The 16,539-nt window shown below is 42.6% G+C and carries 16 protein-coding genes and 2 other annotated features; all 16 genes read left to right on the forward strand.

Annotation, left to right across the window (positions count from 1 at the left end):
- The first annotated feature begins 139 nt into the window (after positions 1 to 139).
- The 16 genes from polA (at position 140) to rpmI (ending at position 16,515) form a co-directional block, all read left to right on the forward strand.
- Positions 140 to 2,758: a DNA polymerase I gene (polA, locus tag ABC357_RS02795; protein ID WP_412888559.1), complete on the forward strand. Its 2,619-nt coding sequence runs from the start codon at positions 140 to 142 to the stop codon at positions 2,756 to 2,758.
- A gap of 53 nt (positions 2,759 to 2,811) precedes the next feature.
- Positions 2,812 to 3,636, forward strand: coding sequence for a DNA-formamidopyrimidine glycosylase (gene mutM, locus ABC357_RS02800; RefSeq protein WP_412886037.1), 825 nt, complete (start codon positions 2,812 to 2,814; stop codon positions 3,634 to 3,636).
- A 73-nt stretch (positions 3,637 to 3,709) separates the two neighbouring features.
- Positions 3,710 to 4,351 (forward strand): sporulation membrane protein YtaF, encoded by a 642-nt coding sequence (gene ytaF / locus ABC357_RS02805; RefSeq protein ID WP_412886038.1) that lies wholly within the window; start codon positions 3,710 to 3,712, stop codon positions 4,349 to 4,351.
- A gap of 26 nt (positions 4,352 to 4,377) precedes the next feature.
- Positions 4,378 to 4,977 carry a dephospho-CoA kinase gene (gene coaE, locus ABC357_RS02810; RefSeq protein ID WP_412886039.1) on the forward strand — a complete coding sequence of 200 codons (600 nt, stop codon included), beginning with the start codon at positions 4,378 to 4,380 and terminating at the stop codon, positions 4,975 to 4,977.
- A gap of 193 nt (positions 4,978 to 5,170) precedes the next feature.
- Complete coding sequence (locus ABC357_RS02815; protein WP_412886040.1) at positions 5,171 to 6,205, forward strand: glyceraldehyde-3-phosphate dehydrogenase; 1,035 nt, start codon at positions 5,171 to 5,173, stop codon at positions 6,203 to 6,205.
- 281 nt (positions 6,206 to 6,486) lie between these two features.
- Complete coding sequence (gene speD / locus ABC357_RS02820; RefSeq protein WP_412886041.1) at positions 6,487 to 6,861, forward strand: adenosylmethionine decarboxylase; 375 nt, start codon at positions 6,487 to 6,489, stop codon at positions 6,859 to 6,861.
- Positions 6,862 to 7,093: 232 nt separating this feature from the next.
- Positions 7,094 to 7,552, forward strand: coding sequence for a transcriptional regulator NrdR (gene nrdR / locus ABC357_RS02825; protein WP_412886042.1), 459 nt, complete (start codon positions 7,094 to 7,096; stop codon positions 7,550 to 7,552).
- Between the two features lie 89 nt (positions 7,553 to 7,641).
- Positions 7,642 to 9,045 carry a replication initiation and membrane attachment family protein gene (locus tag ABC357_RS02830; RefSeq protein ID WP_412886043.1) on the forward strand — a complete coding sequence of 468 codons (1,404 nt, stop codon included), beginning with the start codon at positions 7,642 to 7,644 and terminating at the stop codon, positions 9,043 to 9,045.
- Positions 9,046 to 9,051: 6 nt separating this feature from the next.
- Positions 9,052 to 9,984 (forward strand): primosomal protein DnaI, encoded by a 933-nt coding sequence (gene dnaI / locus ABC357_RS02835; RefSeq protein WP_412886044.1) that lies wholly within the window; start codon positions 9,052 to 9,054, stop codon positions 9,982 to 9,984.
- A 299-nt stretch (positions 9,985 to 10,283) separates the two neighbouring features.
- The gene (locus ABC357_RS02840; RefSeq protein ID WP_412886045.1) at positions 10,284 to 10,517 is read left to right on the forward strand and encodes a hypothetical protein; all 234 of its coding nucleotides are present in this window, start codon (positions 10,284 to 10,286) and stop codon (positions 10,515 to 10,517) included.
- A gap of 42 nt (positions 10,518 to 10,559) precedes the next feature.
- A complete protein-coding gene (locus ABC357_RS02845; RefSeq protein WP_412886046.1) occupies positions 10,560 to 10,790 on the forward strand; it encodes a hypothetical protein in 231 nt (76 codons plus the stop codon).
- Between the two features lie 50 nt (positions 10,791 to 10,840).
- The gene (locus ABC357_RS02850) at positions 10,841 to 12,121 is read left to right on the forward strand and encodes a S41 family peptidase (RefSeq protein ID WP_412886047.1); all 1,281 of its coding nucleotides are present in this window, start codon (positions 10,841 to 10,843) and stop codon (positions 12,119 to 12,121) included.
- An 83-nt stretch (positions 12,122 to 12,204) separates the two neighbouring features.
- Positions 12,205 to 13,062, forward strand: coding sequence for a sporulation protein YtxC (ytxC, locus tag ABC357_RS02855; RefSeq protein WP_412886048.1), 858 nt, complete (start codon positions 12,205 to 12,207; stop codon positions 13,060 to 13,062).
- A gap of 63 nt (positions 13,063 to 13,125) precedes the next feature.
- Positions 13,126 to 13,371: a binding site (T-box leader), on the forward strand.
- Between the two features lie 125 nt (positions 13,372 to 13,496).
- The gene (thrS, locus tag ABC357_RS02860; RefSeq protein WP_412886049.1) at positions 13,497 to 15,428 is read left to right on the forward strand and encodes a threonine--tRNA ligase; all 1,932 of its coding nucleotides are present in this window, start codon (positions 13,497 to 13,499) and stop codon (positions 15,426 to 15,428) included.
- Positions 15,429 to 15,570: 142 nt separating this feature from the next.
- Positions 15,571 to 15,707, forward strand: a sequence feature (ribosomal protein L20 leader region).
- 73 nt (positions 15,708 to 15,780) lie between these two features.
- Positions 15,781 to 16,284 carry a translation initiation factor IF-3 gene (infC, locus tag ABC357_RS02865; RefSeq protein ID WP_050616011.1) on the forward strand — a complete coding sequence of 168 codons (504 nt, stop codon included), beginning with the start codon at positions 15,781 to 15,783 and terminating at the stop codon, positions 16,282 to 16,284.
- Positions 16,285 to 16,314: 30 nt separating this feature from the next.
- Entirely contained in the window at positions 16,315 to 16,515 is a 201-nt protein-coding gene (gene rpmI, locus ABC357_RS02870; protein WP_050616010.1) for a 50S ribosomal protein L35, read from the forward strand.
- Positions 16,516 to 16,539: the final 24 nt, after the last annotated feature.

Genomic DNA, 16,539 nt, shown 5'->3' on the forward strand with positions numbered 1-16,539 from the left:
TCCGCTTTTGTAGTACCCTTGTTTTTCTTTGGGGGGCATATCGTGATAAAATAATAGGAAAGAATGTATGACACAGTCTATGAAAGTACTTTACATAAATAGTTTGTATTAGGAGGACGATTCGTTGAATAAAAAATTAATGCTGATTGATGGAAACAGTATCGCTTATAGAGCTTTCTTTGCGCTTCCGTTGTTGAATAACGATAAGGGTGTGCACACTAATGCGATCTACGGGTTTACGATGATGTTGAACAAGATGATTGAGGAGGATAAGCCTACTCATATCTTGGTGGCATTTGACGCAGGAAAAACGACATTTCGCCATGAAACCTTTAAAGAATACAAAGGAGGCAGGCAAAAGACTCCGCCAGAGCTTTCTGAGCAATTCCCTTTTATCCGCGAGCTGCTGGACGCTTATGGAGTGAAGCGTTATGAGCTGCCAAATTATGAAGCGGATGATATTATCGGTACCTTATCGCTGCAAGCCGAAAAGGCTGGTTACGACGTCATTGTCGTTTCTGGCGATAAAGATTTGACGCAGCTTGCTTCTGAGCATACAACCGTGAGCATTACCCGTAAAGGAATTACCGATATTGAAAGCTATACTCCTGAACATATCGAGGAAAAATATGGGCTGAAACCTTTGCAGATCATCGATATGAAAGGATTGATGGGGGATAGTTCTGATAATATTCCAGGTATTCCGGGTGTCGGAGAAAAAACGGCTTTAAAGCTTCTCCATGAATTTGGAAGTGTAGAGCAGGTATTGGCATCTATTGACCAGGTATCAGGGAAAAAATTGAAGGAAAAGCTGGAGGAACATAAAGATTTGGCGGTTATTTCCAAGCAGCTGGCTACAATTACCCGTGAAGCCCCGGTTGAAGTGACGCTTGATCAGCTGGCTTACGAGGGCTATGAAACGTCTAAGCTTGCGGCCATGTATAAGGAGCTTGGCTTCAATTCATTGCTTGAGAAAATGGGAGATGCACCGGCTGAGGAAGCTGACATCTCTTATGAGACAGCGGAAATACAAGTGCTTTCAAGCATCACCGAAGAAGTTTTGACGGAAGAGTCCGGTTTTTATGTAGAAGTGATTGAAGATAATTATCAACGTGCCGATATTATTGGTTTTTCTGTCGATAACGAAAATGGCACTTTTTATATTCCGTTCCAAGTGGCTATGGATTCAGAGTTGTTTAAAGAATGGGCGCAAAACGATTCGAATAAAAAAACAGTGTACGATGCCAAAAAAGCGATTGTTGCTCTTCGTAAACGGGGTGTTGATTTAAAGGGGATTGATTTTGATGTGTTTGTTGCATCCTATATCCTTAATCCGGGCAACCATGGAGAGGATGTTGCAGCTATCGCTAAACAAGAACTGGGTTTCAACTTGCAAAGCGATGAAGCTTTTTATGGAAAAGGAGCCAAACGTGCTATTCCCGAGGAAGAAAAGCTTGCCGGCCATATCGCAATGAAAGCCAAAGCTTTACGCATGCTGAAAGAGAAGATGATAACCGAGCTGGAAGAAAATGAACAGGTATCTCTGCTTGAAGATCTTGAGCTTCCGTTATCGTTGATACTTGCTGAAATGGAAATTATAGGCGTGAAGGTTGATGAAACAACATTACAGAATATGCAAAAGGAACTGGCGCTTAAGCTTGCAGAAATTGAGCAGGATATCTATGAAATGGCAGGGGAAACCTTCAATATCAATTCGCCTAAGCAATTGGGCGTGATCTTGTTTGAAAAGCTGGGGCTTCCGGTCATTAAGAAAACGAAAACGGGTTATTCAACATCTGCTGACGTTCTGGAAAAACTGGAAAGCAAGCATGATATCATCAAATACATTTTGGAATATCGCCAGCTTGGCAAGTTGCAATCCACTTATATTGAGGGATTATTGAAGGTGATCGATCCTCAAACGGGAAAAGTCCATACCCGTTTTAACCAAGCGTTGACACAGACGGGCCGTCTGAGTTCGACGGATCCGAATCTGCAAAACATTCCGATCCGCCTGGAAGAGGGAAGGAAAATCCGCCAAGCATTTGTGCCATCGGTCGAAGGCTGGTCCATTTTTGCAGCTGATTACTCTCAGATCGAATTGCGCGTTCTGGCCCATATTGCCAAGGACCCCGGTTTAATCAGTGCATTCAAGAGTGATATGGATATCCATACAAAAACTGCAATGGATGTCTTTGGAGTGAGTGCAGAAGAGGTCACATCCAATATGCGCAGACAGGCGAAAGCAGTCAATTTCGGCATTGTTTATGGAATTAGTGATTATGGTCTATCCCAAAGTCTTGGAATCACGAGGAAAGAAGCCGCGGCTTTCATCGAGAAATACCTTGAAAGCTTCCCAGGCGTACAGGATTATATGGCGGATATTGTCCGTGATGCAAAAGAAAAGGGCTATGTAACGACGCTTCTGCAACGACGCCGGTACCTGCCTGACATCACGAGCAGAAACTTCAATCTCCGAAGCTTTGCTGAGCGCACGGCTATGAATACGCCTATCCAAGGGAGTGCGGCAGATGTCATTAAGCTAGCTATGATTTCCATGAGCGAGCGCCTAAAGGAGGAGAAGCTTCAAGCCAAGTTGCTTCTGCAAGTGCACGATGAATTGATTTTTGAAGCTCCCCCTGAGGAAATAGAAGTATTGAAGAAAATTGTCCCTGAAGTAATGGAGCATGCGATTGAGTTGGATGTACCGCTTAAAGTGGACTTTGCATTCGGCCCTACCTGGTACGATGCAAAATAAAAAATCTATTGTCCAACCAACAGGAAAGGGAAATCATAAGGAAGTGATACAATATGCCTGAACTTCCAGAAGTGGAAACGGTCAGAAAAACATTGGAACAGCTAGTTATCGGTAAAGAAATTACTCATGTAACTATCCATTGGCCTAACATTATAAAAAAACCTAAGGATTATGTGCAATTTGCGCAAACATTGCCCGGCCAGAAGATAACTGGAATCGGACGCAGGGGGAAGTTCCTTCTTCTCCATTTGGATGATTACACGATTGTTTCCCACCTGCGTATGGAAGGGAAGTACGGTTTATTTCAAAGCGAGGATCCGTTGGACAAACATACACATGTGATATTTGCTTTCGATGATGATACTGAATTAAGGTATAAAGATGTACGCAAATTCGGTACCATGCATCTGTTCGGAAAAGGGGAGGAAATAAACCAATTGCCGTTGTCCCAATTGGGTCCGGAACCTTTGTCGGAGGATTTTTCATCTGGCTATTTATACTCAGTATTGAAGAAAACAAGCAGAAGTATTAAAGCAGTCATCCTTGACCAAAAAGTAGTTGTCGGGGTAGGCAACATCTATGTGGATGAATCATTATTCCGTGCGAAAATCCATCCTGAACGAGTTGCTTCTTCCTTGGAAGAAGCGGAAGTCGAAAGGCTCGTAATGGCTATTAAGGGGACGTTGGCTGAGGCGATTAAGCAGGGAGGTAGCACGATTCGGACATACCTGAATTCTCAGGGCCAAATAGGCATGTTTCAGCAGCAGCTTTTGGTATATGACCGTGCAGGAGAACTATGCACAGAGTGCGATTCCCATATTGATAAAATCAGGGTAGCCGGAAGGGGCACCCATTATTGCCCGACTTGCCAAAAATAGCAGGGACTAGCAACAATCCATAGGCTCTCTCCATATACTATCGTATTCGATTGTAGGGAGGGAGCCTTTTTGCATGTCTAATGTACTTGCATTCACCTTGCTAGCTATAGCTGTCAGCCTTGATAGCTTCAGCGTAGGATTTACTTATGGCCTCAGAAAAATGAGAATACCTTTAGGTTCAATCCTCATTATCGCTTGCATGTCTACAGCCACCTTTCTGTTGAGCATGTTGATAGGTGGGATGTTGAGCCACGTCTTATCCCCGGCTTTCGCTGCGAAATTCGGCGGCGGCCTATTGATTTTAATGGGCATTTGGATTACTTTCCAAACATTTAGATCGCGTGAAACAGATAAAGAAGAATTGCAGGAAGATAGAGTGATTGCTTCTTTTGAAGTGAAGGCATTCGGCATAGCTATCAATATTTTGAAAAAACCAATGGCTGCGGACTTGGACCGGTCAGGAACCATTGTAGGCATGGAAGCCATCTTTCTTGGGTTAGCGCTTTCGTTTGATTCTTTTGGCGCGGGCATAGGGGCAGCTATGCTCGGTTATTCTCCTTTTATTCTGGCAGGATTTGTTGGAATAATGGGCTCGTTGCTGCTTAAAGCCGGCATGATTTTCGGGCATAAGCTTTCTTATCAGCTTTGGATCAATAAATTAACGTTCTTGCCAGGGATTTTACTCATACTGATCGGTATATTAAAATGGAGGTAATCTAGGATGTGAAAGGATTGCCGACAATGAACAGAATAATAGGAATCACAGGCGGGATTGCAAGTGGAAAGAGTACAGTCAGTGCCATGATTACAGAAATGGGATACACGGTGGTTGATGCGGATGTGGCTGCCCGTGCAGTAGTTGAGCCGGGCCAAAAAGCGTATGGAACTGTAGTTGAACAATTTGGAAGAGATATTTTATGTGAAGATGGAACTCTAAACCGCGCTAAACTGGGGGGGATCATTTTCCATGATGAAGAAAAACGGTTGCTGTTAAACAGTATTGTCCATCCTGCTGTTAGAGAGTATATGGATGAACAGCGCGATGCTGCGTTTGCAAGAGGAGAATCGGTTGTGTTCATGGATATTCCGTTATTGTTTGAAAGCAAGCTGCAGGGGACTGTCGACCAGTCGATTCTTGTGTATGTTGATTACGTTGTCCAATTAAAACGCCTTATGGAACGGAATGGGTTTTCCGAGGAAGAGGCAAAAGCAAGAATCCGTTCGCAGATGCCGTTGGAAGACAAGAAAGCAATGGCCGATGCTGTAATTGAAAATAACGGTTCTATTGAAGAGACGAAAGAACAAATTCGCCATATACTTCACAGATGGTCGATCATATAATTCAATCATTGGCTATTATTCAAAGAGAATGCTAAATGCATTCTCTTTTTTTGTGTTTATTGGTTAATAAAGGAAATGGAGAAAACATTTAATAATTTTTATCATAATATATTCACATTTGAAGTTTTAATATGTTATACTAATAGCGATACGGACATAAAAAGTATAACATTAATTCGGGAGGGGCCGAAAAATGAAGGCTAGAATTGCGATCAATGGGTTTGGACGAATTGGGAGAATGGTATTTAGAAAAATGATGTTGGATAATCAAGTGGATGTAGTGGCAATCAATGCATGCTATCCGGCCGAAACTCTGGCCCACTTGGTTAAATACGATACAAACCACGGTAAATTTCTAGGAGAAGTAATCGCCCAGGAAAATGCGTTGGTCGTTAATGGGCATAAAGTGGCCATTACGGGAAGCCGCAACCCGAGTGAGTTGCCTTGGAAAGAAATGAATATAGATATTGTTGTGGAAGCAACAGGAAAGTTCAATGAACGGGATCAGGCAGCACAGCATTTGGATGCGGGCGCTAAAAAAGTCATTTTGACTGCTCCGGGCAAAAATGAAGACGTTACCATTGTCATGGGTGTGAATGAAGGGGCATTGGATTTGAATAAGCATTCGGTTATATCTAACGCATCATGCACAACCAATTGCCTTGCTCCGGTGGCAAAAGTGATTGATGAGCAATTCGGCATCATCAACGGATTGATGACGACTATACATGCCTATACGAATGACCAAAAGAATATTGATAATCCCCATAAAGATTTGAGACGAGCCAGAGCATGTGCACAAAGCATCATTCCGACAACGACCGGTGCCGCGAAAGCGCTCTCTCTTGTATTGCCGCAGCTTCAAGGGAAATTGCACGGGATGTCATTGCGTGTTCCGACCTCGAATGTTTCGCTTGTAGATTTGGTAGTGGATGTAAAACAAACTGTTACCGCTGAAGATGTGAATGGTGCTTTCCTTACATCATCACATGGTTCGTTGAAAAACATCATGGAATATACGGAAGAACCTCTTGTCTCGGTCGATTTTAATACAAATCCGCATTCTGCCATTATTGATGGCCTTTCAACGATGGTTATGGACGGGAATAAAATTAAAGTGCTCGCCTGGTATGATAACGAATGGGGTTATTCATGCCGTGTAGCTGATTTAACCAATTACGTGGCAAAGGAACTGAATAAGTTGAATCAAGTTCCGGCCAATTCATGATAAGAAGCTCCCCTCTTAGTGAGGGGAGTTTTCTATTTTATTGAGAAGCAGCCCGTTTTAAAAGAAACATAAAAGTTACATTTTTTACATTTTATTCTATTATTTATTGAAAAATATTCCTGTACCCTTTATACTAGTCATCGTGAACTTCTTTTTACAGAATTTCACTGTAGCTACTTAAAGGGTTAGGACCTCTTTGGACTAACTTTCCCCCGTGGTAGTTATGGACGTCTTTAACTTTTGCATTGAGAAATTTAAAATGTTAAAAGGGGGAATATGACATGGAAACGATGGGTAGACATGTGATATCAGAACTTTGGGGCTGTGATTTTGAAAAGTTGAATAACGTAGCGAGAATTGAGCAAATTTTTGTTGATGCGGCATTAAGATCAGGTGCTGAAGTCCGAGAGGTGGCATTTCATAAGTTTGCCCCGCAGGGAGTCAGCGGCGTGGTAATCATTTCGGAATCTCATCTGACTATACACAGCTTTCCTGAGCACGGGTATGCTAGTATAGACGTTTATACATGCGGTGAGCTTGATCCCAATATTGCGGCTAACTACATTGCCGAAGCTCTGGGAGCGGAGACGAGGGAGAATGTGGAGCTGCCTCGGGGAATGGGGCCGATCGCTGTCAGCAAGGCGAAAGTGTTTTAATCTGGATAACTCAAAGAGGTGTATATGCACCTCTTTTTTTAATGCCATTTTTCTCGTTTTGCCCAAAGGGGGATACTGTCCTCCTTTGGCAGGGAAGAATATGCCTTATAATGCGACTCACTGAACAAAACACTTTGCTATTGTGAAAATAGCTTGTTTTTTATAATATAAGAATACAATATAACATCGATCTGCAAGTATGGTCCGACTAAGAGATAACGGAGTTGATAATATGAAATGTCCGAGCTGTCAACACAATGGTACACGGGTATTGGATTCACGTCCGATTGATGATGGCCGTTCTACGAGAAGGAGAAGAGAATGCGAGCGGTGCGGTTTCCGTTTCACTACATTTGAAAAGGTAGAAGAGATGCCATTGATTGTAGTGAAGAAGGACGGGACGCGCGAGGAGTTCTCTGGAGATAAAATTATGCGCGGGCTCATCAAAGCATGCGAAAAGAGGCCGGTCCCTTTCAAGGAACTTGAAAATCTCGTCATGGAAGTTGAGAAAGAATTGCGCAGCAGTGGATTTACTGAAGTGAATAGTGAGATAATTGGTGAAAAGGTTATGAACCGCCTGGCTAAAATCGATGAAGTATCATATGTCAGATTTGCTTCTGTTTATCGCCAATTCAAAGACATTAACGTATTTATTGAAGAACTGAAAGATTTAATAAAAAAAGACCGTTAAGAGCTAAGTATATTTGGCTCTTTTTTTAACAGAAAGTGAAGATTGTTTTATCTTTACTGGATAATAAGCATTGAAAGGTTTGAGTGTTGATGATGAATCATTGGCAGCAACTGCTTCCTGTCGACCAATATAGAGTGACGACAAAGGGAATATTGGATGATTACAGCCGGAAGATCATTACGATGCTCTATCAACCGCTGATTGGCCCTCTAAGTGTAAGTTTATATATGACTCTGTGGAGCGAATTGGAGAGCAATAAACGTTGGTCTCAGGAAGCCAATCATTACAGCTTAATGAATATGCTGGATGCGCCTTTGAACGACATATACCAGGCAAGAGTCAAGCTGGAAGGGATCGGGTTAATGAAGGCATTCAAAAGGGTAAATGAGGAAGAGACGACATTCGTGTATGAACTGATGGCCCCTTTATCCCCTGAACAATTTTTTACAGATGGAATGCTGAATATATACCTATATAAAAAAATCGGTAAAGTTCAATTCGCTAAATTGAAAAAATTCTTTTGCGATGAAGAATTCGACCGGAGTTCCTATGAAGAGATAACCAAATCTTTCGCGGATGTTTTCGTCTCCTCGCATCTAACATCATTGTACGTGGCGGAAGATTCAAAAGGAGACTTGGAGCCTGCTGCTGGACAGGCCTTCCATTCGGAAGTGCAGCCTAAGGAGCTAGAAGGATTCAGTCATTCATTCGATTTTGGCCTTTTTTTTGCAGGGTTGAAGTCTTCTTTGGTTCCGGAAAAGGCGTTCTCGAAAAATATAAAAGAAACGATAGCCAAGCTTTCATTTATTTACGGTATAAATCCTTTAGTGATGCAATCGCTTGTGATTAAGGCGATGAATGAACAAAACGAGATTGATGAAGAAGAATTAAGGAAAGCAGCACGGGACTGGTTCCAAATCGAATACAGCGACGAATATCCATCACTGTCCGAACAAATCCAGCCAGCTAAATATAGACAGGCGGCAGCTGAACCTGCATCTGAAGAGGATGTATTTATTCAGCATCTTGAAACGATTTCCCCGCGCGAATTATTGCGCCAATATGGCAATGGGGCAGAACCGACTTCCCAAGTCATGAGAACGGTGGAAGAAGTAATGCTTGACCAAAAGTTGCTGCCGGGCGTGATGAACGTCCTCATCGATTTTGTCATGAATATAAACGATATGAAATTCACGAATTCCTATGTGAAGGCGATAGCGGGCCAATGGGCAAGAAAAAATGTAAAAACCGTAAAAGATGCAATGGAGCTTGCTAGAGCGGAATATAAGAAATCCCAGAATAAACAGGCCAAAGGCAGCAATAGCACTTACAATAGCAAGAAGGCTGTGCGGACAGAAATAGTCCCTGATTGGCTTAAGGAAGGGAAGGTTGAGGCCAGTACAGATCAAACGAAGGCTGAAGAACCTGATTTTGCCCGCCAAAGAGAAGAGATGCAAGCCAAATTAAAGAAAAAATACAATGCAAAAGGGTGATATGTTGTGAAAAAAATTGATAAATCTCTTTCGAAGCTCACCCATACTGAATCATTTGCCAAGAGGTACGAGGCTATCCGCAAAGACACTTTATCCCATCCAGAAGTAGTGGCCTTCCTGAATCGTAATAGCTCGGCTATAAGTGAAGATATGGTTGAGAGAAGCTTAATGGACCTGTATGAATTTACAACCCAAGTGCACGATTGCTCGGAGTGCAAAAGCCTGGCGGAATGTAAAAATATGATGAAGGGCTACATACCCAAGCTGGGATTACAGGGCAACCGCATTGAGCTTTTTTATGAACGGTGCGATAAGAAGATAAAGGAAGATGATCGCAGAGATCGGGAAAAATTGATCCAAAGCCTTTATATCCCGAAAGATATCCTGAAGGCGACTCTTGGGGAAATAGATATCAATAATGCTGAAAAGCTGAAGGCTGTTAGTGCCGCTGATGCTTTTATTGATGATTATATATCCGGCAAAAAGCCTAAGGGGCTGTACTTTTATGGCTCTTTCGGCGTCGGTAAGACCTATTTGCTGGGAGCGATTGCTAATGATCTGGCGGATAAGCATATATCTTCATTGCTGATTTATGTGCCTGATTTCTTAAGGGAGATTAAATCGGCTATTGGCGACAACACGCTGAATGAGAAGCTTGAATTTGTGAAAAAAGCGCCGGTCCTTATGCTGGATGATATCGGAGCTGAAACGATGACCAGTTGGGCTAGGGACGAGGTGCTTGGCCCTATCCTTCAGCACCGGATGGCTGATCGGCTGCCGACTTTCTTTACGTCAAACTTTGACTTCAAACAATTGGAGAACCATCTGACATACTCCCAAAGAGGGGAAAAGGAAGAAGTTAAAGCTGCCCGCTTGATGGAGCGTATCCGTACGTTGGCTTTGCCTTATTTATTGGACGGGGAGAATAGGAGAAAATAAATCCCTGAATGTAAGCGAATCAGATGGCTGGAAGAAGAGATCAAGTGGAAATAGGCTTGATCTCTTTTTGTATAGCTTTTTACTGTTGTTTCTATAGCGAGCGATATCCGCTTTCGAAAGTCTAACTCCTTCCACTCCAATTGCTTGGTGATTCTGCTCTTCTCATAAGCAGAAAAGAGCCTGTTGGATAAAGGGTTTTCCTGAAGGTTGGTCTATCTACTCTCTGATCGCTTTTTTATTTATATGTTAAAATATGGATGTGCCCTTCATATAGTGGTAAGGAAGGGGAGGTTGCAGAAATGGATAAAAAAGCGGCTGTGACGCTCGTATTGGGGATCATGTCCATTTTACTGCCTTATTTTGGCGTTGTTCCGGGAATCTATGGAGCGTTGAATGCGAGAAGAGGATTGCGAGAATGGGAATATGCCGAGAAACGGGAGAATAGGGGCGTCCTAATTGCGGCGTGGATATGCAGTGGCTGTGGTGTTGGATTGCAAGCCATCTTATGGGCCCTTTTCGTAAATGGCATGTAAGCATTTGAGGATAGGAAGTAGCGGTCGAAGGAGGAGTCGGTTTTGAGAAGAGGTTGGGTGATTGGCGATAAATACTTTTTGGTGTTTTCAGTCATACTTTCTGCTTCTTCAGTTGCCATTTTAGCAGCGGGCGGCAAGGAGCAGCCGAATGGCAGTCAGTTCATATGGGCATCTATGCTGGTTGTTACCCTTCTCATGCTGTTAACACTGCACATAAAAAAACGGAGAATATGTGAAACCATTTCTTCCAGCTTATTAAGCATAGTAGCATAATTATTTGTTAGAAATCATATGGCGGAAAGTGGGATAGGATGGGCGATAGAATGTTTATAGATATTTTCGAAGAAATTATTGATATTATGCATCATGATTATGCAGGGGCTAAAGATAAACAGGGATGGGACCACCCGGAGGAGTACAGACAGAAAATAAAGCGGCTAGATGGTTCAACAGAAAGGGAGTCGGAATTGTTTTGTAAACTGGTGAAGGAGTATTTGCTGGATTTTAAGGATCAACATTTATCATTCCATCACGTGAAAGCTGCCTCTCGGACTTACTGCGGTTTCAAGACGAGAAGGTATCAGAATGCCCTCTATATAACGGAGTCTATAAGTGAAAAAAATTTTCAGGCAGGCGATAAAATAACCGCATTGGATGGGGAAGGAATTAGCGAGCTGGCCATCCGGCATAAAAAGGATCTCTATGGAGAAGCCGAGGAAAGGCAGAACTGGAGTGATATTTTGAAGCTGTACAATGAAGCTACTGTGGAGAAGCCGGATGGGCATGCCCGAAAGCAGGCGTTGAAAAAATACCCCGTTGTCCCCTATTCTCCCCAATATAGTGCAGAAAAGCTGGATAACGGCATTGTAAAGATGACATTGACGGACTTCGACAATGCCGATGCCATCCGAAAGCTGATAGGCGAAGTAGAACCACTGCTTTGTTCATCCCGTGTGTTGATTATGGATGTCCGCATTAATTACGGAGGAGCCGATTCTGCCTTTCTTGGATTGCTGCCCTTTATTTTTCCGGTGGGAGTGACAACCATTATTCCGGACGACCTCTATCCAATGGAAATGAATTATACAAAGAGAAATGTAGAATTAAGAAGCAAAGAGTTCCTTGAGTTTATCCAAATAACCGAAGATAAGGGTAGTGTGGATTTTTTCAACCACTGCCTTAGAGAAATGCAGGCTAATAAAGGAAAGGGATTTCAGAAATATGTACACCAGCGTTCTGGGCAATCCATCGATATACAGGGAAGGAAGAACCCGGAACAAATTTTCATTCTTTCGGATGTGGCCTGCGGCAGTTCCGGCGATTCTTTTGTTGATGTATGCAAATTATCGAAGAAAGTGACTGTAGTAGGAAGGGCTACTGCCGGTTTGAATGACTATGCAAATTTAGCGGAACAAACATGGAAGGAAGAATTCAAATTGCAGTATGCGACATCCAGAATGATGTCCGTTGATAAAGGGGAGGGTATGCAAGGCAAAGGAATTGTCCCCCATGTCCATATTCCATGGAAGCCGGAGCATATAGGAACAGACGTAGATTTACTGTATTGCCTTGAAGCTGCCGATAGTAGCAAAGTCTGTAAATAATCCCGATTGAAACCGTCCTTTTTCCTTCTAAAACAGAAGAATGTCCATATACATGTATAGAACATGTGTAAGGGGGGGTACGGTTGGTATCAATCAGTTTTGATTCCGCCCATGAAGCGGAACTATTTTTGCATATATGTCAATATGATTCCGGCAATGAGAGATTGCTTTCACATATGTCCCGCAATGCAGGCAATACAGTTGTGGGGTTGGAACAGCAAAGCGGCTTGGATGCTCTGGTCCCGCTAAAGAGAGTTTTCTTTATATACATACAAAAAGAGTGGCTGCCATTGTGGCTGGATCGGATTGTAAAAGAATCCTTTTATTATAAAGAGCAGGATGAATGTGACCAGATAATAGAAATCGCGGGCATGATGATGATGATGGAGAATGAGCAGACGACTGCCTTTTGGGGGCGTCTCCAGCAGAATTTAGAAGAAGGCCTGTCATCTATACTGGAAAGGGGGGTCCCCTTTTCGTTTTCAGCATTTCTCGCTTTCAGGGAAAAAAGAATTCTCCAAGAGCTTATGTATTTTGTAGAGACGGCCATCGATGAGTATAAAATGGAACAGGAATACCTTAATTTTATCCATACATTGCGCGGGTATATGCATTCTGTCTCGCCTAAATTGCCCCGGCTTCACGTTGTGCACAAGGAACATTTTATGTTCTATAATGATTCATTGCAGGAATTGAACAGGGCTGATTTGGTCCGCTATACGGACAGGCGCCTGTTTTCGGATTATCCTATGTACATCGATTCGAATGTGCTGGCTCCGCTTATATCAATTGCTCCAGAAATTCTGTCGGTATACAGTGATGAGGAAAACCATCCCATTTTAATGACTGTCCGACGGATCTTTGAAGAAAGGGTTGAGATATTGCCGCTCAGCGAGTTTGGAAAAAATGCCAATTTTCAGAACATAGCAGACGAAAAGTAACAAACCTCTCTTGCTTTTATAAACATAACAAACTATAATGATGTACATACGAACGTACCATACGTAAAAGTAATGATGAGGACACGAATAAATTGCAAACGGTTTTTAGAGAGGGAAGCGTGCGCTGGGAGCTTCCTATTCCGGGGGATTTATTTACCACCTCTAAACTTCAGTTGTGAACGCATTCCTTGTATGTAGCGACTGACGGCAGCTGCCGTTATCAGCTTCTAAAGTGTTATCCGGCAAACGGCTGGATAAAACATGGGTGGAACCGCGGGTTAATAATAATTATATCAGCTCGTCCCTGTATTATACAGGGGCGGGCTTTTTTGCTTGGCCTGCGAGCCCCCTGAATCAATGTTATATATAACGCTTAGACAGGCTTTATTCAGCCATCAAAGTCCAAGCATACAATAAAAGGAGGAACACATATTATGTCTGAAATGCTAAAAATCACATTCCCAGATGGATCTGTCAAGGAGTTTGGGCAAGGTACTACAACAGAAGAAATCGCTGCCTCCATTTCACCGGGCTTAAAGAAAAAAGCTCTAGCAGGCAAGGTCAACGGACAAATGTATGACTTGAAACGCTCTATCCTTGAGGATGCTTCTATTGAAATCATCACTCCGGATTCAGAAGAGGCGCTTGAAATTCTTCGCCATAGTACTGCGCATCTGATGGCCCAGGCTGTGAAAAGAATGTACGGAAAAGACAATGTGAAACTGGGAGTCGGCCCTGTCATTGAAGGAGGCTTCTACTACGATATCGATGTAGACCAGCCAATTTCTACAGAAGACCTTCCTGCCATTGAAAAAGAAATGAAAAAAATCATAAACGAAAATATTGAAATCGTTCGTAAAGAAGTCACACGCGACGAAGCGCTTGAACTGTTCAAGGATGACGAATATAAAGTTGAACTGATCGGCGCCATACCTGCCGATGAAAAAGTCACTGTGTATGAACAAGGCGATTTCATTGACCTTTGCCGTGGCGTTCACGTGCCTTCTACCGGAAAATTGAAAGAATTCAAGCTATTGAGCGTGGCTGGTGCCTACTGGAGAGGCAACAGCGATAATAAAATGCTTCAGCGCATTTACGGCACAGCTTTCTTCAAAAAAGAAGATTTAGCGGAACATCTGCGTTTATTGGAAGAAGCTAAAGAACGCGACCACCGTAAAATCGGCAAAGAATTAAACTTGTTCACTTCTTCGCAAAAAGTAGGCCAAGGGATGCCGATGTGGCTTCCTAAGGGTGCGACAATCCGCCGTGTGATTGAACGCTATATTGTGGATAAAGAACAGCGCCTTGGCTATGACCATGTGTACACACCGGTTATCGGAAGCGTTGATTTATATAAAACTTCAGGACATTGGGACCACTACCAAGAAGATATGTTCCCGGTAATGGAAATGGAAAATGAACAATTGGTCCTTCGCCCAATGAATTGCCCGCACCATATGATGGTGTACAAAAATGATATCCATAGCTATCGCGAATTGCCGATCCGTATCGCTGAGCTTGGCATGATGCACCGATATGAAATGAGCGGAGCGCTATCCGGCCTGCAGCGCGTACGTGCAATGACACTGAATGATGCCCACATCTTTGTCCGTCCGGATCAAATCCAGGATGAGTTCAAACGTGTGGTACAGCTTGTGCAAGCCGTATACAAAGATTTTAATATCAATGATTATTCCTTCCGCCTATCCTACCGCGATCCGGAAGACACTGAAAAGTATTTCGATGACGATGAAATGTGGGAAAAAGCACAAAGTATGCTTAAACAGGCAATGGATGACCTTGGCTTGGATTACTTTGAAGCAGAAGGGGAAGCTGCATTCTATGGCCCTAAAGTGGACATTCAAGTCAAAACAGCGCTTGGTAAAGAAGAAACACTTTCTACAGTACAACTGGACTTCCTGCTTCCTGAAAGATTTGACCTTACTTATGTAGGTGAAGACGGCAAGCCTCATCGCCCTGTTGTTATCCACCGTGGAGTTGTATCCACTATGGAGCGTTTTGTTGCATTCCTAATTGAAGAATATAAAGGTGCGTTCCCGACTTGGTTGGCTCCTGTCCAAGTGCAAGTCATTCCGGTGTCGCCTGATGTTCATTTAGATTACGCGAAGCAAGTGCGCGAACAATTACAGGCTGAAGGACTTCGTGTCGACCTAGACCAACGGAATGAGAAAATCGGCTATAAAATCCGTGAAGCACAAATGCAAAAGATTCCATACATGCTGGTTGTCGGCGATAAAGAAGTGGAAGAAAATGCGGTCAATGTCCGTAAGTATGGCGAGCAAAAATCAGAAACAGTGCCATTTGAAGAGTTCAAGAACATGATTACAGCAGAGGTATCACGTTAAACAACTAAATAATATTTAAAAAGCTATTGCAAAAAAGACGCAGCTTTGATAATATAAGTTTTGTTGTTAAGACAGTTGTTTTGTGTTTGACATACAGGACATTCTGTGTTATATTTCTAAGGTATGAAATTGAATACTTCTTTGAGAAAAGAAGGAGCACCCGCTTCTCACCTGCTAACGCTAAAACAGCAGTTTACAGGTTATTGGTTTTCTATTTGACAATTGTCTTATTAGTGATCATACGTGTGGGTGCATCAGCATCCACACTTTTTTAATGCGGTTATGTTCTTCGTCAACTTAAACGAATGTATTCGGAAATAAACCTTGGAGGTGGCTAACTATTAGTAAAGACATGATGGTAAACGAGGGCATCCGTGCCCGCGAAGTTCGTCTCATTGACCAAAACGGTGAACAATTGGGCATTAAGACAAAATTCGAAGCTCTGGATATTGCCGCTCGTGTAAATCTTGATGTAGTGCTAGTTGCTCCAAACGCAAAACCTCCTGTAGCCCGTATTATGGACTACGGAAAATACCGTTTTGAGCTACAAAAGAAAGAAAAAGAAGCGCGAAAAAATCAAAAAATCATCAGTTTGAAAGAGGTTCGCTTGAGCCCGACAATTGATGAGCATGACTTTAATACAAAGCTTCGCAATGCTCATAAGTTCCTTGAAAAAGGAGATAAAGTGAAAGCATCTATTCGCTTTAAAGGTCGTGCGATTACTCATAAAGAAATCGGACAGCGCGTATTGGACCGCTTCTCTGCAGAGTGCAAAGAATTGGCTACTGTAGAACAAGCTCCTAAAATGGACGGACGCAGCATGTTCTTAATCTTAGCACCCAAAAACGAAAAGTAATTTTTAGATTGTAATGAGGAGGAAATCCGTATGCCTAAAATGAAAACTCACCGCGGATCTGCAAAGCGTTTCAAAAAAACTGGATCTGGTAAGCTTAAGCGTTCAAACGCATATACTAGCCACTTATTTGCAAACAAATCTACAAAGCAAAAACGTAAACTTCGTAAAGCTAGTCTTGTAAGCGCAGGCGATTACAAACGTATTCGTCATATGTTAGACAATCTTAAGTAATTAATCGTTCGCATCGATTTATAT

Origin of the sequence: Bacillus kalamii, assembly GCF_047238185.1 — a bacterium.
Classification (GTDB): Bacteria; Bacillota; Bacilli; order Bacillales; family DSM-1321; genus Bacillus_AD.

Excerpts from the sequence above, each read along its gene's own strand:
- coaE (WP_412886039.1), top strand. The coding sequence starts at position 4,378 with ATGAACAGAATAATAGGAATCACAGGCGGGATTGCAAGTGGAAAGAGT.
- ABC357_RS02840 (WP_412886045.1), top strand. The coding sequence starts at position 10,284 with ATGGATAAAAAAGCGGCTGTGACGCTCGTATTGGGGATCATGTCCATT.
- infC (WP_050616011.1), top strand. The coding sequence starts at position 15,781 with ATGATGGTAAACGAGGGCATCCGTGCCCGCGAAGTTCGTCTCATTGAC.
- nrdR (WP_412886042.1), top strand. The coding sequence starts at position 7,094 with ATGAAATGTCCGAGCTGTCAACACAATGGTACACGGGTATTGGATTCA.
- ytaF (WP_412886038.1), top strand. The coding sequence starts at position 3,710 with ATGTCTAATGTACTTGCATTCACCTTGCTAGCTATAGCTGTCAGCCTT.
- ABC357_RS02815 (WP_412886040.1), top strand. The coding sequence starts at position 5,171 with ATGAAGGCTAGAATTGCGATCAATGGGTTTGGACGAATTGGGAGAATG.
- mutM (WP_412886037.1), top strand. The coding sequence starts at position 2,812 with ATGCCTGAACTTCCAGAAGTGGAAACGGTCAGAAAAACATTGGAACAG.
- polA (WP_412888559.1), top strand. The coding sequence starts at position 140 with ATGCTGATTGATGGAAACAGTATCGCTTATAGAGCTTTCTTTGCGCTT.
- thrS (WP_412886049.1), top strand. The coding sequence starts at position 13,497 with ATGTCTGAAATGCTAAAAATCACATTCCCAGATGGATCTGTCAAGGAG.
- speD (WP_412886041.1), top strand. The coding sequence starts at position 6,487 with ATGGAAACGATGGGTAGACATGTGATATCAGAACTTTGGGGCTGTGAT.
- ABC357_RS02850 (WP_412886047.1), top strand. The coding sequence starts at position 10,841 with ATGTTTATAGATATTTTCGAAGAAATTATTGATATTATGCATCATGAT.
- ABC357_RS02830 (WP_412886043.1), top strand. The coding sequence starts at position 7,642 with ATGATGAATCATTGGCAGCAACTGCTTCCTGTCGACCAATATAGAGTG.
- rpmI (WP_050616010.1), top strand. The coding sequence starts at position 16,315 with ATGCCTAAAATGAAAACTCACCGCGGATCTGCAAAGCGTTTCAAAAAA.